The organism is Capnocytophaga catalasegens (genome assembly GCF_026005215.1).
Taxonomy (GTDB): domain Bacteria; phylum Bacteroidota; class Bacteroidia; order Flavobacteriales; family Flavobacteriaceae; genus Capnocytophaga; species Capnocytophaga catalasegens.
Genome location: NZ_BPMA01000031.1, coordinates 56027 through 71175 on the forward strand (window position 1 = coordinate 56027; position 15149 = coordinate 71175).

Annotated in this window: 11 protein-coding genes; 2 read left to right on the forward strand and 9 right to left on the reverse strand. The window is 38.4% G+C overall.

What is annotated here, in order from left to right:
- Positions 1-293 precede the first annotated feature (293 nt).
- A complete protein-coding gene (locus OO775_RS09435; protein WP_264846832.1) occupies positions 294-1406 on the forward strand; it encodes a Fic family protein in 1113 nt (370 codons plus the stop codon).
- 55 nt (positions 1407-1461) lie between these two features.
- Positions 1462-4515 carry a type I restriction endonuclease subunit R gene (locus OO775_RS09440; RefSeq protein WP_264846833.1) on the forward strand — a complete coding sequence of 1018 codons (3054 nt, stop codon included), beginning with the start codon at positions 1462-1464 and terminating at the stop codon, positions 4513-4515.
- Between the two features lie 134 nt (positions 4516-4649).
- Here OO775_RS09440 and OO775_RS09445 read toward each other — a convergent pair whose 3' ends face one another.
- The 9 genes from OO775_RS09445 to OO775_RS09485 form a co-directional block, all read right to left on the reverse strand.
- Positions 4650-5831: an immunity 26/phosphotriesterase HocA family protein gene (locus OO775_RS09445; protein ID WP_264846834.1), complete on the reverse strand. Its 1182-nt coding sequence runs from the start codon at positions 5829-5831 to the stop codon at positions 4650-4652.
- A 22-nt stretch (positions 5832-5853) separates the two neighbouring features.
- Positions 5854-7203: an SWIM zinc finger family protein gene (locus tag OO775_RS09450; RefSeq protein WP_264846835.1), complete on the reverse strand. Its 1350-nt coding sequence runs from the start codon at positions 7201-7203 to the stop codon at positions 5854-5856.
- A gap of 323 nt (positions 7204-7526) precedes the next feature.
- Positions 7527-8309, reverse strand: a complete 783-nt coding sequence (locus OO775_RS09455) for a DUF6261 family protein (protein WP_264846836.1) — start codon at positions 8307-8309, stop codon at positions 7527-7529.
- A gap of 301 nt (positions 8310-8610) precedes the next feature.
- Positions 8611-11466, reverse strand: a complete 2856-nt coding sequence (locus tag OO775_RS09460; RefSeq protein WP_264846837.1) for a DUF6493 family protein — start codon at positions 11464-11466, stop codon at positions 8611-8613.
- A gap of 56 nt (positions 11467-11522) precedes the next feature.
- Positions 11523-12926, reverse strand: coding sequence for an SMI1/KNR4 family protein (locus OO775_RS09465; RefSeq protein WP_264846838.1), 1404 nt, complete (start codon positions 12924-12926; stop codon positions 11523-11525).
- A gap of 79 nt (positions 12927-13005) precedes the next feature.
- The gene (locus OO775_RS09470; RefSeq protein ID WP_264846839.1) at positions 13006-13335 is read right to left on the reverse strand and encodes a hypothetical protein; all 330 of its coding nucleotides are present in this window, start codon (positions 13333-13335) and stop codon (positions 13006-13008) included.
- Between the two features lie 17 nt (positions 13336-13352).
- A complete protein-coding gene (locus OO775_RS09475; RefSeq protein WP_264846840.1) occupies positions 13353-13691 on the reverse strand; it encodes a hypothetical protein in 339 nt (112 codons plus the stop codon).
- 107 nt (positions 13692-13798) lie between these two features.
- A complete protein-coding gene (locus OO775_RS09480) occupies positions 13799-14107 on the reverse strand; it encodes an SUKH-3 domain-containing protein (protein ID WP_264846841.1) in 309 nt (102 codons plus the stop codon).
- A 162-nt stretch (positions 14108-14269) separates the two neighbouring features.
- The gene (locus OO775_RS09485; RefSeq protein ID WP_264846842.1) at positions 14270-15031 is read right to left on the reverse strand and encodes a DUF2695 domain-containing protein; all 762 of its coding nucleotides are present in this window, start codon (positions 15029-15031) and stop codon (positions 14270-14272) included.
- Positions 15032-15149: the final 118 nt, after the last annotated feature.

The window sequence follows — 15149 nt, forward strand, 5'->3', positions numbered from 1 at the left end:
TAAAAGCTATCAGCTTACTGCATTTTAATAATTGCTATTCTTTTTTGCCAAAATAAGACTTGCAAATAAAATTGTCCTATCAAAAAGACTTACAAAATTATTTGTTATTCCTTTTTGTCAAAATAAGATTTACAAGTGAAATTATCCTATCAAAAAGACTTACAAAATTATTTGTTATTCCTTTTTGTTGAAATAAGACTTTTAAAATAGGTTTGTTATTCTTATTTTTACGAAAACGATTTGTAATAAAGGAAAAAGATGTATTTTTGCATAAACAATAAAAGCTTAAAAATATGAATGGTTTGGATACTTCAAGTGCAGTGCACTATCATTATGACAAATTTCCTCCACAAGGAGTAGACCTCAATCTATTGATAGATAATCTATTGTTGGCTACCGAAGCAATGTCAAGGTTTGACCAAATACTGAAGAATATGCATAACAAAGAGGTTTTTCTGGCTCCTATGCGTGGTCAGGAGGCGGTTTTGTCGTCCAGAATGGAGGGGACTATCAGCACAATGGACGAAATTATGGAGTATCAGGAAGTGGATGCCAATGAACTCAATGTGCGTGCGGATATTATAGAAACAGTACTGTATCAGCGTACAATGCGAAATGCACAAAAGTCTATAGAAGAGGGTTATGAGCTCTCAGCCTCATTTATCCGAGCGATGCACCAACAACTGCTCAGCTTGGGAAGAGGAGCCGATAAAAATCCAGGTAAGTTTAAGCATCAGCAAAATTTCTTAGGTGATAAGATTACCAAAAAGATTTATTTTATCCCGATTAGTCCCGAAAAATTATCAGACGGTTTGGATAAATGGAGTGAATTTATTGCCGTTTCATCGTTGCCAAATTTGATAAAAACAGCCATTTTACATTTGGAGTTCGAGGCATTACACCCTTTTGAGGACGGCAATGGAAGAATTGGAAGAATGCTTATTCCGCTGTTGTTGTGGAAGTTTGGCTGTATCAATGCACCTCATTTTTATATCAGTAAGTTTTTTGAAAAAAATAAAGATGAATACATCCAACGTATGCGAGAAGTGTCAGCTACTAACAATTGGGATCAATGGATAAATTTCTTTTTGAGAGCAGTAATAGAACAAGCCAACGAGAACCTTGCTACGGCTCAAAAAATCCAACTCTTTTACGAAGATATGAAAATAGCATTTGCCGACTCTACTTCTTCAAAATGGAGCGTACAAGTTTTGGATTATATTTTTGCCAATCCTATTTTCAAAAGCAATAGTTTTTATAGTAAAACGGGAATTCCTCAAGCAACAGGAATGAAAATTTTGAAAAAATTAGTTCAAGATAGTTTATTGATTATTAAAGAAGAAGGGGCAGGTAGCAAACCAACGCAATACTCTTTCGAGCCTTTGATGCGTCTGGTGAGGGTTTAGAACTCAAAAAAACTTAGATACTTTTAGACATTAAAATATATAGCATAATAAAAATATGAGCACATACAATACGATCACACAAACCAACAATTTTATTGTTTTAGATAAATACGAAAAAATAGACCAATCCCAAGCCTCTTACCAGACCGAGGCGGCTTTGGAGCGTGAGTTTATCCAAGACCTCATCAATCAGGGGTATGAATATCGCACCGATTTGACAACTACTACGGCATTGCTTGCCAATATACGAGAGCAATTACAAACACTCAATAATGTACAGTTTTCCGATACAGAGTGGGAGCGTTTTGTAGAGGAATACCTCGACAAACCCAGTGATACACTGGTAGATAAAGCCCAAAAAATACACCGCAATCATATTTATGATTTTGTATTTGATGATGGACATATACAGAATATTTATTTGGTAGATAAACAAAATGTTACTCGCAACAGTGTGCAGGTAATTTCTCAATTTGAACAAACGGGAAATCACACCAATCGTTATGATGTTACTATTTTGGTCAATGGTTTGCTGTTGGTGCAAGTTGAGTTAAAGAAAAGAGGTGTTGCCATTCGCGAGGCTTTCAATCAGGTACATCGTTACAGCAAGGAGAGTTTCAATTCCGAACATTCGTTGTTTAAATACATTCAGATTTTTGTCATTTCTAACGGCACCGATACGCGGTACTTTGCCAATACCACCAAACGCGATAAAAATAGTTTTGACTTTACAATGAACTGGGCAAGGGCAAACAATGAAGCAATCAAAGACCTGAAAGATTTTACAGCAACTTTCTTTCAGAAAAATACAATGCTCAATATATTGCTCACTTATTCCGTATTGGACGAAAGAAATATTTTGATGATAATGCGTCCGTATCAGATTGCGGCTACCGAACGCATTTTGTGGAAAATTCGTTCGTCGTATAAAAACAAAAATTGGGCAAAAAAAGAAGGATTTGGCTATATATGGCACACCACAGGCTCGGGAAAAACGCTCACGAGTTTCAAGGCAGCTCAGTTGGCAACGCGACTAGACTTTATCGAAAAGGTATTTTTTGTGGTAGATAGAAAAGATTTGGACTATCACACAATGAAGGAATACCAACGCTTTTCGCCCGATAGTGTCAATGGTTCGGCAAACACAGCAGGACTGAAAAAGAACATCGAAAAGAATGGTAATAAAATCATTGTTACTACTATTCAGAAGCTCAACAATCTGATGAAAAGCGAACCCAATTTGGAGATTTATCAAAAGCAAGTGGTTTTTATCTTTGACGAGTGCCATCGTTCTCAATTTGGTTTTACAGGTACGCCTATTTTCCCAGAAAATGCCATAGGAAGCGAAACTACAGCTGATGTCTTTGGAAGGGAACTCCATTTGTATGTCATTGCTGATGCTATTCGCGATGAAAAGGTATTGAAATTCAAGGTGGATTATAATAATGTGCGTCCTAAGTTTAAAGAGTTTGAAACGGAAAAAGACGAGGCAAAACTCAGTGCTGCCGAAAACAAAAAAGCACTCCTGCATCCGAACAGAATAAAGGAAATTTCGGAATATATTTTAAAGAATTTCCGCATCAAAACGCATCGAAATATAGCAGGAACATCAGGATTTAATGCGATGTTTGCCGTAAGTAGTATAGAAGCTGCCAAACTCTATTACGAGGAACTCAACAGATTGCAGAAAGACAGCGAAAAACCGCTAAAAATAGCCACCATCTATTCTTTTTCTGCCAATGAAGAACAAAGTGCCAAAGGCGATATAGAAGATGAAAACTTTGAACCTACCGCAATGGAAAGTTCTGCCAAAGAGTTTTTGACAAAAGTCATCAACGATTACAATGCGATGTTCAAAACCAGTTATAGCGTAGATGCCAAGCAGTTTCAAAACTATTATAAAGACCTTTCACAACGAGTAAAAGATAAAGAAATAGACCTGCTGATTGTGGTAGGAATGTTTTTGACGGGATTTGACGCCCCTACTTTGAACACGCTTTTTGTGGATAAAAATTTGCGTTACCATGGGCTGATTCAGGCATATTCCAGAACCAACCGAATTTTGGACAAAACCAAGCCTTTTGGGAATATCGTTACTTTCAGAGATTTAGAAAAAGCTACCATAGACGCCATTACTCTTTTTGGCAATACAAACACCAAAAATGTGGTATTGGAAAAAAGCTATACAGAATATTTAGAAGGCTTTACAGACATCGTTTCAGGACAAGCCAGAAGAGGTTTTATAGAGGTGGTGAACGAGTTGCAACAAAAATTTTCAAAACCTGATGAGATTATAAAAGAAAGCGACAAAAAAGAATTTGTAAAACTATTTGGGGAATATTTAAAGGTGGAAAACATACTCCAAAACTACGATGAATTTACCTACTTAAAAAACTTTCAGTTGATTGATGCCAACGATACAGAAGTGGTAGAAAAGTTTAAGGAAGAAAATTTCTTGACCAATGAAGCCATCAAATTGATGAAAACGATTCCGGTCATTAGCGAGAGAATGGAGCAGGATTATCGTTCTACTTACAACGATATTCGTGAGTGGCTGAGAAATCAAAAAAGCGGAAACAGCAATGATGATGGTGGCAGCTTGATAGATTGGGAAGATGTGATTTTTGAAGTAGATTTGTTGAAATCGCAAGAAATCAATTTGGATTATATCTTCCAATTGATTTTCGGATACAATAAAAAGCGAAAAGACAAGGCAAGTTTAATAGAAGATGTTCGCCGTTTGCTTCGTTCGAGTTTAGACAATAGAGCTAAAGAGAGTTTGATAGTAGATTATATCAACGAGACCAATTTAGATGAGATACAAGACAAAGCAGCCCTTGTGGATTCGTTTTTTGCCTACGCACAGGAAAAACAAAAAGAAGAAGCGGACACACTTATCACTGATGAAAACCTAAACCAAGAAGCCGCAAAACGCTATATCACTAATTCTTTAAAGAAAGAATACGCCAGCGAAAACGGCACGGAACTCAATGCGGTATTACCCAAAATGAGTCCACTCAATCCGCAGTATGTAACGCTCAAACAACGCATATTCCGAAAGATTGCCGCTTTTGTAGAGAAATTTAAAGGTGTGGGCGGAGAGATATAGAAACTTATTTTTACAAAAAGGGCTACTCAAACATTTAGAGTAGCCCTTTTTAGTATATCATATATCTAAAACCTTTTAAGTACGCACAGAGTACATCTTCCCTCCGTTTTCCTTTTATTTTAGTCACTTATCCCTTACCCATTAACCTCACTGGGCAGTGGTGCTTTTAGTGCTTTACAAGTATCGGCATATGTTTTTGTAGCGTCTAATCCGAATATACTAAAAAGTTCCTCTTTTGTGGTGTGCCAAAGTGGGTTGCGTAGATCTTCTTTCCATATCCAATGGCTGTCGGAGATGGTACCGCCGTTGATTACACTTAATACCTCATAGTTGGCATAGGAAGGATTAAAGCCAATACTATTATTTATGAAGGAATTAGCACTAATAGTTTGCTTCAGTGCATCACTTGCTCGGCGATTAAGCTCCTCGGTGGGTATTTCTAATTGGAGCAATCCCCATTGCAAGGTTATCCTGTTTTCTTTTTCGTAAGGTGTGGTGGCAGTTTGGTAGAGAGACATCGGGAAGTCGTACAGCTCATCGGCAATAGGGTCATTGGCAAAAATCTCATATTCACCATAAAAGAACGCATTATCCATCATCATGGACGACGGAAGCACCGCTTGAGCCTTCAAAAGTTCCAAATCTACCTCTTTAGTAGGAGATGCATATGTAAAAAGTTGTACCAAAACAGGCTTACCCATTACCCAAAAGAGCTTATGTTCTGGGGGAAGCAGTTTACTCTTTCGCAGTTTGTCAATATCCAGCAAAATTCTACCGAAACCATAAGCTGTACGACTAAGTTTGAATCGGAAATAATCGCCTTTTTTGAATTTGCAGTGCTTACGCTTCTGCTGTTTGAAATTTTCTATCGCTTCAAAATGATTTTCTGGTGAATTTTTAATAAAATCAGCTATCAAATTAGGCATTTTGCTACCTTTTACAATATCATTTTCCCAAAGCGAATCATAAAAAGTTAGCTGTGTGTCATTACTTGCTACTATCAACTCACCATAATCATACACAGCTAAATATACCCCTATGGGAGTGCGTTTCTCAAAGGTAGAAGCACTCAGTTTCTGCTCTTTGCCTCGTTCCGTTTTGGGGAGCAATATTTTACGATGGCGAGTAGCTTCGTTAAAGTGAAGTTCTTTATATTCTTTTTCGGTAGAGATAATTTGTCGCTTTATTATATCGCCGTCAAAATATAAGATAGTATCAGGGCGATGGCGATCACCTTGTAATATTACTCGCTCCCAAGTAGGGGAAATGGGGTCAAGACCGAAATATTTTCTTTGGTCGTTTGTTAGTTCGTACATCGATAATTTGTATAAAAATTAGTTACTTTTGAGCTTCGGTGTGGATTTTAACAGCCAAAATATGCTTACACAGCCCTCTGTTAGTCTTATGATTGGTATACCAGTTGCAAGTACATTGATAATGAAATCCATCGCCGATAACGATATGCTTCACATCAGCGGTACCTTTCACTTCGGCTTTTATATAGTTTTCTGATTGCTCGATGATTTGCACCTCATTATTTTCGTTTAGCTTCCGTGCGTTCTCTAAGCGAGGGTTAAATTTTAGCAATCTTTGGAGCTTAAAGGGCAGTCGCCTATAAAAATAGCGGTTGTCCAAAGGGTTGTATCCCAATAAGCCCAAGCTGGAAAGCGTGTTTTGTAGCGTGTCCATCGTGGAAATGGCAATATCATTTTCTATCGCTACCATTGTAGGATTAAAAGTCTCGTTGGTTTTAAAAAAGTTGTTCAGCCCGATAACCCAATCTATAGGAACAGCATTGGTCATCGCACTTAGGGTGCGTCCTTCTCCTGAAAATCCTCTAAATACACTATCTGAAAGTAAGAAAAGCATATCCATATCTTTAAAATTAACTACAAAAGCTACACTTTGTTCACTCTCGTTGCTATATACGAATACACTCTCGCACAGCAGTAGCAAGTTTTGTACTACCGCCAGTCGGTGTATGCCTCCTATCTTCACAGCGTTAGGACTTGCCACAGGCGAAAAGCTATAAATGCCCCTTTTACTCAGATAATAATCTTGCTTTACGGGTGTTTTTGGTAGGGATTTAAAAAGTTGTATGGCTTCCATCTTGCTGAGTTTATAAGCCAAATCCATTTCCGATAGATACACCTGCACATTACCCAAACCCTTTATCCATCTGTCTGGGAGGGCGACCTTCTTTTCTATTGATTTTTTAGTTTCTGTGATGATTTGCGTCTGCTTAGCTCCTACACTTAGGAACAACCGCTCTGATGCTGTTACCGAATTAAATGCTCGAACACTTTGGTCGTTAAAGTCGATATTGGTACATCCACTTTGTATAAATTCGCCATCAAGTCCGTCTTTATGAATATTCACGCGTGTATAAACGCTGTTACACGAAGAGAACGCCTCGAAGAGTAATTGCTGATTTCCTACCGATATAATAGGGTCTCGTAAGAAAACACGCACTTCAGGCGTAATAGCAAAATGCGAACGCACTACCTTAGCCAAAGCCGACAGGCACTTTGCTACCAAAAAGCTATGACGCATATTGCCCCAAAAGTAACACGACACGGCTTTATCTTCTGCCAATTCAGAACAATGCGAAAATATAAACTCTTTACTATTTGTCGTATCTTCTTTTAGCAAACTTGAGAAAGCGTATTGATATTCAAAGTCGTTCATATTTGGTATTTGTATGTTTTTTAGTTATGGATAGTTGTTGTTTTATATTTATTTTTGGGTATAAAAACGATATTCAGAAGTATTCTGTTAGGAATTAAAATAAGCTCCGACTCCTTTCAGCCTGACAGCGTATGAGTGTCACGCTGAGCGAAGTCGAAGCGTTTCTAATTTTTTAAATAATTTACCTCTATAAATAATAAACTTTTTTAAATGCTCCTAACTTTATCATTCTTAAATAGTAAATTGTATTATTTTGCCATAACTTACATAAGGCTTCGACTCCGCTCAGCCTGACAAATAAGCTATCTAAAAACCCAAAAATCCTACATCATATCTTCCGAAGGGGTAGGTTTTGGGTCTTGCTTTGGCGGAGTGGTTTTGCTCATTACCCCCAATGCCAATCGTTGTTTGTTAGCGTTCATTGTTTCGGTGATGAGTTTGTTCAGCAAATTGATGAAATTCATACTCTCGGCAGACTCGTGGAGCAAGTTCCCTGCAAAGGCAAACTTCGTTAGTCGGCGATATAGGGCGTTGGTTTCCTTTTTTACTTTCTTGAAACTCACTACCTTATTAGCTAACTGACTTTCGGAGCGTCCTTCCGATAGGGTTTGGTAGGCTTTATTCTTTTCGTCTAACAAATCTAAGGTTTTTAGTAGCCCCAGAGTAACGATATGTTTTTTGTTTTCTGCCTTGTAGAGGTCGTTAGTCATTCCATTGATAAACTGTGTTTTCTGACGCATCGGAAAAGTCTGCACACCGATATAATTTTTGCTGATATTATACAACTCAGTAGCTGCCTTTTTACGGTCTTCCTCTATGCTGTTTTTCTCCAAACGGAAAGACGAAAGCAAAAACACTGCCAGTTTGTTGCGTTCCTTATCCAGTTCGTTCAGTTGCTTTGTCTCTTGACTTGCATAACTCTGCCCAATCACTTCGGTAAGTAGTACTAACTTCTCTTGAAGTGCAGGGAGCAAATCATCTTCCAAGAACAATTTCTCAGGAGTAGCCTTAACAATTAGGTTTACTACTCGCTCGATAAACTGAGAGTACTCGCCTATGCTCAATTTATCTAAATTCACGGCTTTTAATTCTGTAAGATTTTTCATTTTGTTATGTGTTTTAGTTTGTTAAATTAATACAGGGTAAAGTTAAGAATATATTTTTTGAATGTCAAGTGGTTATCAATATTTTTTTGTGATAAATCTAACATTTTTTAGTAGCCAACCTTTTTACACTGATGCTATTTTTAGACTACTAAGAATATAAACCTATCCTTACTGCTGATAACTTTATCATTCTAAAACTTCTAAAAATCTTAACTTTCTACAACTCTAATTCCCTAACTTTATAAAAAATTCCGACTTCCGATAACTTCATCATTCTAAAGTTATAAAAAATTCCAACGTCTTACTTCTTTTTCTTCTTGATGTTAGCAATCTTTTCAGTTACCGCCTCAGGCATAGGCTCGGAGCTACTTGCCGAAAGTTCTTCGTAATAGTTTATTAGCTTTTTAGTATTGGTCGGCTGTTCCTGCAAGTCCAGATGTATAAAGAATTGCTCCATAGCTTTACGCTGAAAGTCCTTTACTTGGGCGTAAGGTAGTGGGCGGTCAAGATATTCTATAAATCGGTTGATAGGAGCATACTTACCTGCTAATAATATCCCTATTACCTTAGCAAGATAATCCAAAGACTGACCGTGCGACAAGCATTGTAAGATGTATTCGGTTGCCAAATCACGCGATGGTTTCTTCTCAAACAGCAAACAAACTCCTACATATATCCAACCCGAATGATGTACACGTAGGTTATTCTCCAAGAGAAACTGCATCGAAAACATACCCCATTCCAATTCAGCTACCTCATTGCCCATTGCGGTATCAGGTACATAGTTACAAAGGTATCCGTCTACATAATAAGGCGATAGACTTAGTATATATTCCACATCAGAACGCTCATATATCGTAGAGATATTCCCTCCGTTATAATACAATCGGTCAAACTTTTCTGTATATTTATCTGCTGAAAACCGATTAAAACTTTTTATAGTACCATTTTGAGATAATTGAAGGTTGTACCAAGTATAAGTTATCTTACCATTATAAGAATTTGAATCTTTGATAATTTCTATATCAAAATGCAACGGCTTCCCAACAGACGGAATTGCCGACACTTCCGCAGGGAAATATGCACTTAGGTCAGCATCAGGATTTTTAATGCGTGTGATTTGTGTCCATAAAGGCATCAGCTCGGCAGTTGGGTTGATAGCTTCGGTATTACCTAAATAATAGTTAATTGCCTCAGCGTATGCTCCTTTGAGTGTTTTGGCAAGTGCTTTGGCTTCGTCTGATACCTTTGGCAAAAGGCGATTACAAGCCACTATCAAATCTTCTAAATCGGGTTGCTTTCCAGCTTGTTCATACGCCAATAGCCCCCCAATCAAGCTATCCGCCGATACATAAAAAGGATAATGCGTAGGGGTAGAAAGGAAAGGAAGTGTATCCTTATGATTTATTTTTTCTAATAATAGTTCTATTTTTCTACCGAGAAAAGGCAATCGCTGACTACCGTGAACATATCGTCTTAGAAATTGGTATCTTTGTTCTGCTATACTATGTTCATCAACTGATACTTTACCAAATAGTTTTTTAAGTTCGTCATACTCTTTATCTAAATCAACATTTTTCGGTAATGTTTTTTCCTCTATTAAACAACTAAAAAATACAAATAGTAAATCCATTATGGTATCTTGCATACCTTTATTAACCTGTTTAATATAAGATTTTAGCTGTTTGGTTATATCAGTAGGGAATTGGTCTTGTAGTTGAAGGAAGCCAGCTAAGAGCGTATCAATATCGGCAGGACGCTTCTCGCGAATGGTATCACCGATATGAAATAGCAGTTTGTCCCAAGTCTGTGGAAAGGTAATAGGCGGAAAGGCTTCGGAAAGGATTTCGGCACTTTGTAGCTCCGTATCGGTAGCCAAAGTAGGCAATTCTTCGGCAGGAAGGCTCTCTAATGAAATTCCTGCTTTGGCAAATAGGGCTTTTGTTTTTTCTTTCAGATAGATGTCGTAAGGGGCTACCACCTCGCTAAGTTGTGAGTCGCTGAAATGATTGATAAGTAGCTTTGCCGTAGCTTCTTGCAATTTGGCATCAGGATTCATTAGGAGTACAGCCAATTGGTCGCGGTACGAAATGGCAATAGGTTTTGCCTTATGCAATGCCTCCACTACCGAAAGCCCCTGTAACATTGCCTTTGCTGCTTTCTCCACCGTGAATGCCAGTGGGAAGTTTTCTAAAAATACCTCGTGGTTAAAGTTTTTTTCTGTGTAGATAAGCTGTATTTTGTTTAGGGCAAAGTTAATTAGGCTAACCTGCCCTGTACCTAAAATAGCAAAAAGTGTTTGCTGATTGTCAATAAGTTCGGCGGTAGTAGGCTGTAAAAAGTCTATCAGGCGACAATGCCAGTACAGATGTGGTTTCTTCCAATGATTGAGCAAAGATTCTAAGAGATTACCTACAAAATAGCGGGGTATCTGATAACCTTTTTCCTGCAAAAGCTCAAATACTTCGTCCCAATAGGCAGTAACTTTGGTAGCACCTGCATCGTTGGTCTTGTGGTTGGGGTTTTCGCTTTTCCATTTTGAAAGGTCGAGTACTTTTGCCTCTACTCGATAGAGCTTGAGTAGTACCTCTTCAATAGCTTCTGGGTGCTTTAAAAGGAAGCGAACATCAGCAGGAATACTTCTGTAAAAACTATTGTGTTCTAAAAGTCGCTTCACAAAGAGTTCTTCGTCAAATGCGATCCAACCTTTCTTATAGAAACTCCAAAGAAAAGGAAACGAAAGGGAATAATTTCCCTTGCGGACATTTTTAACTAGTACTTTGTAATAGTTATCGGCAGGGAATAGAGCAAAAAAAGCTTCTACCTCCTCAATGTAGTCCGTACCCAACAGAGCAAACGGGTCTATGGTATATTCTGTATTGTTGTAACCTATATTAGTAATGATACATCGCTCTAAATCGGCTTCCTCGCGAACGAGTGTAATCATAGCATAGAGGTGAGCGAAATATATTTTGCTGTTATAAGTGTATATTTCAGGCTTTTTGAGTTGGTGGCGTGGGAAATGGTCGTCATTCATATGATTCAGTATCCTAAGGCGTTGCATAGTATCCAGACGATCGGAGTCAGTAAGTGCTGCGTTGTGCTTTAAAATACCAGCAAAATCCAAATTGGCTATAAGTTTTAAAATTTTATCCATAATATGATGATTATAAAGTTATGAAATATATTAATAATATATGTGTTTTTATATCCTTAAAACTGCATTTTTAAAAGTTGGTCGATAGTTAATTCATACTTTTTTAAACAATGTTCTAAATTGCTTAGAATATGATCGGTTTCGGTAGGGAAACGCTTAGCAATTTTCTGATAATAAGGTAAAAGCTGTTCGTTATGAATATTGTTAGTAGCTTGTAAAGTGGTACGAAGTACATCGTTATTGGTATCTTCCAACCCTTTAATAAAGGTAGGGAGGTAGTTTTCCATATTAATCGACTGATTTAAGGTATAAAAAGCTGTAATGCGAAACTGTGGGTCAGGGTGCGAAGTAAATGGAAGTAGGCACTCGCCAAAGTCAGTTGGTTGCTCAGTGAGTGTATAAGTGGCAAAACGGAAGGTTTCTTCATCGGTTATCTGAGGCAGTTGCTCTTTGACAACCGATACCCACTCGCTTTTTTTGTTAGGATAGTACCAGTGTAAGAACTGCACCACAGGTTTTAGGTCTATGGTTGCCATTTTAGTAAGGTACGGCTTCGCCCTCTCATAGTCAGAAAGCGTTAGAATTTGCAACAGCTGGTAACTATCTTCTGGAAAAAGTGTCAACAGGCGTTCTATTTCGTCTAAATAAGGTGCAGGTAAAGGCGGTTTTTTGTAAATGATACCAGCTAAAGCCTCCTGTTTTTGCTGTCGGTCAGAACTTTTCTCATAAACAGATAGCAAAACTTCCAAGCTGTCGCCCCTTTGATAACCAAACCAAGAGCTATGTTTGGACAAAAGCTGACCGCTGAGGACTTCGTCCAGATAACGTTCGTACCAATCCAAAAAGTTGGCTTCATAAGCAAACTGAGGTTTCTGCAAATCGATATTTACATTAACCACACGTCCTGCAAAGTCGCCGTTAAGTACCAAAGCGTGGTAATAAGTACAGCCCTGAGTACCCAGCGGTAAGAGTCCGCTGAAGACTTTGCCCCAATTGTCCAGATAGTCGTCCTCTACATTGATAATATGCTTCTGCTCGGATTCAGGGTGGAATTCTTCGTCTTCTTCATTATACTGAATAGGCTCGGTGAGATGTTCCCAATCGGCATCACTCATAGCAGGAGAGAGGAGGCAGGGCATTTTAAGGTACAGCTCGGGGCTTTCGCAAACCAAATCATCTGTACCCACTCCCAACCTATATAGCCCGTAGTAAGGACCAGCGATGGTGTCTTTGATAGTAGCGGAGCTGTCGCCTACTTGCAACAAAAACACACGATAACACTCGGGCAATGTAAGCCCGTACTTAGTTTCAAACGCTTGAACTTCATCTTCACGCATCGGCGGATTGCGATGGTATTCGTGACCTCTTGCTCCGAAGACTTTTAGCTCGGGGTCTGCTTGTTGTAATTTGGATAGCTTTTGGTTAATACGCTCTATCTGTAATTGGAAAGCTGGGGGCATAGGGTTTTAATTTTTTAGAAATGGTTTAGACAAAATGCTTTTCAAATGGTGGTAAGGTAATTCCTACCGATAACTTCACTTATTGAATGATATGGTTTATTTCCTCGTTTAAGGACTGTTGCCACTGGGCATCTCGGTCGGTTTCGTATACCTCCAACAAAGCAACGATTCGCTCGATGTTTTTCATAATCCGCTCTTGGTAGCTTTGGGCTTGGGTGTAGGTGCTAAAGAAATCGGTGTGCATCATCACATCGTAAATGCCTACCGTTACGCTAAAAGGGGCGGTGATGCCGTCTTGCTCTATGGTAATTCGGGCGGCGTGGTTGTACTCCACATCTGAAACGATAATGCCTTCTTCTGCCCCTCGTTTGCCGATGGTTTTCTTATAGTTAAAATGATGCCAGTGCATAGTTTTGGGTTAAAAAGTTATTGTAATAAATGTAATACCTTTAAGCTGAAAGTATCTTGCTCTGTAAGGCTGCTCAAATCCACCAACTTAAAAGCAAATTGACTATCGATAACGGTATATTGGTACATTTTGCGAGTGCTTATATCGTAGAAATACCCAGCGAACTCTATGGGCGAGGCTTCGTCGTCAGTGTTTTCTACAAAGTCCGTAAACCGAATAGTGTTGGCATTGCCACCAAGTTGCTCCACTATGACTTTAAGCCACGCAGGGAAGTCGTTTTTTATGCTTTCTGTCAGCTCGTAAATATCTTCCAAAAAGACCTCATCAGGAATATCATCAAATGCTATGGGTTCCATATCTTTTTATATTAAATGCTTCATTGCCAAAGGTATAACTATTTTTTGGATTTTTGCTATTATCTTGCTTAAAATAAGCGAAATTAGGGGGATTTATTTTTTCCACATCAAAGTCTCTTAGTTTCTAAGGGGTTGTTTTTCAAAATATTCTCAAGAGCCACAAACGGATTCTCACCATAATAAATCAGCTCGTCGGCTTCGATATGAATGGCGTAAACGGCTGCATTTTCGTCCGCAAAAAGATTATACCAACCCGACTGCATCGTGCCTACTGGATACAATTCCAACTGGGTTAAATCTTGCAAATAAATCATTTCGTGCTTTGGAAAATAGCGCGTTATATCTGATAAATTAAATTCCACCATATAACCCTTGTGCGGAATCTTCATCGTATCAAAATAGCACAAAAATAACACCAGTTCACGACTCAAATGAGTATATCCTGCACCCTCAAACAGGTTGCAAATGTGTTGTTATTTTTGTAAAAACACCTCTCGCGGGATTTTTTTGTCTATAAAAATACCTTTTTCGGTAAGTATATTATCTAATGATTTGGGAATCATATTTTTATTCGTTATTTAAACCTGCTTTATGTTGGCAGTCAATTTTTTTATTTCTTGCAAATCCCCTTTGTAACGTTGGCGTTCGGTGGTGATGTCCAGATACCAACGGTTGGTATGTTTGGGTTTACAATAAATTTTGGTCGTAACACTGCCTTTAAGAAGCACCACAACCAATTCGTACAGCTCCCAATCGATGCCTTCGATGGTGCAATCGGGGCGGTCTTGGGTGAAATACGCTTCGTTTTGCCACGCATTCTCGGGGAAATACTCCTCCAAACTCGCCATACATCCGCTCAGCGTTTTTCCGAAGTGGAAATAATATCTACCTGTTTCACCGCTCTGATTGAGTTTCCAAGGCTTCGGCACGGTGTCGATGGCAAAACCAAAATCGGTTTGAAGACCACTCACCTTTTGTTTCTTCTCTAAACGAAGCGAAAAATGCTTGGGATTGTCCTCCGGCGTGTCGTCAGGCGTTTCCCAAGTGGGTTCTAAATGGTCAAAATACTCCGTCACATTGTATATTACTTCGCAATCGCAGTATCCGCCGTGTTGTTCAAGCCATTCGGCGACCTTTTGAGGGTCTGCCACTTTATTGTCAGCCAAAAATGCAAAGGTATTTTCAAGGGTATGTTTGTAGCTTTTCGCTTGAAGTTGCCTGCCCAAATATGTGAAGAGCTGCACAAAAAGATATTCTTCCATCGGTAAACTGGCTAAAAACGCAGCCTTTTCCTCATTTTTAAGTTGCTTTTTAAGTGCTTTGAATTGTTTTTTGTCCATATTTTATCTGTTTATAATATGATTTTACTTTGCAAAAATATAGGCATTCTTGCAATAAACCTAAAAAAGAGCATCTACAAAGTGTCTACAACAGCTAAATTTTTACACAAGAATTGCT

Bases quoted from the DNA above. Each gene is read 5' to 3' on its own strand.
- OO775_RS09435 (WP_264846832.1), top strand. From the start codon at position 294: ATGAATGGTTTGGATACTTCAAGTGCAGTGCACTATCATTATGACAAA.
- OO775_RS09440 (WP_264846833.1), top strand. From the start codon at position 1,462: ATGAGCACATACAATACGATCACACAAACCAACAATTTTATTGTTTTA.
- OO775_RS09445 (WP_264846834.1), bottom strand. From the start codon at position 5,831: ATGTACGAACTAACAAACGACCAAAGAAAATATTTCGGTCTTGACCCC.
- OO775_RS09450 (WP_264846835.1), bottom strand. From the start codon at position 7,203: ATGAACGACTTTGAATATCAATACGCTTTCTCAAGTTTGCTAAAAGAA.
- OO775_RS09455 (WP_264846836.1), bottom strand. From the start codon at position 8,309: ATGAAAAATCTTACAGAATTAAAAGCCGTGAATTTAGATAAATTGAGC.
- OO775_RS09460 (WP_264846837.1), bottom strand. From the start codon at position 11,466: ATGGATAAAATTTTAAAACTTATAGCCAATTTGGATTTTGCTGGTATT.
- OO775_RS09465 (WP_264846838.1), bottom strand. From the start codon at position 12,926: ATGCCCCCAGCTTTCCAATTACAGATAGAGCGTATTAACCAAAAGCTA.
- OO775_RS09470 (WP_264846839.1), bottom strand. From the start codon at position 13,335: ATGCACTGGCATCATTTTAACTATAAGAAAACCATCGGCAAACGAGGG.
- OO775_RS09475 (WP_264846840.1), bottom strand. From the start codon at position 13,691: ATGGAACCCATAGCATTTGATGATATTCCTGATGAGGTCTTTTTGGAA.
- OO775_RS09485 (WP_264846842.1), bottom strand. From the start codon at position 15,031: ATGGACAAAAAACAATTCAAAGCACTTAAAAAGCAACTTAAAAATGAG.